This is a genomic window from Streptomyces sp. URMC 126 (assembly GCF_051386555.1).
GTDB lineage: Bacteria > Actinomycetota > Actinomycetes > Streptomycetales > Streptomycetaceae > Streptomyces.
Genome location: NZ_JBPQTX010001315.1, coordinates 1 through 238, shown reverse-complemented (window position 1 = coordinate 238; position 238 = coordinate 1). Strand labels below are relative to the sequence as shown.

The window sequence follows — 238 nt, the reverse complement described above, 5'->3', positions numbered from 1 at the left end:
GGTTGATCCCCCTGCTCGTCATGCCGGCGCTCGCAGTGAGAACGTTGGCCCGACGGCAGTGGCTGCGGCACTTCCGCATCTGGGTCGGCGGAATTTCGCACAACCGACGCTCGGCGTACTGGTCCGAGATCGCGGCGTCACCGGCAGAGGCGAAGGAATCCCGGATCTTCGGATTCGGCGAGTGGCTTGTCGAGCGCCGGCTGCACCACATGCACGCCCATATGACCCCGGTCTGGGA

The 238-nt window shown here is 66.0% G+C and carries 1 protein-coding gene; it reads left to right on the top strand.

The annotated features are described in order from the left end of the window. Positions 1-20: 20 nt before the first annotated feature. Positions 21-238 (top strand): hypothetical protein (locus ACSNOK_RS36085; protein ID WP_436784873.1); only part of this gene is annotated, 218 nt, incomplete at its 3' end.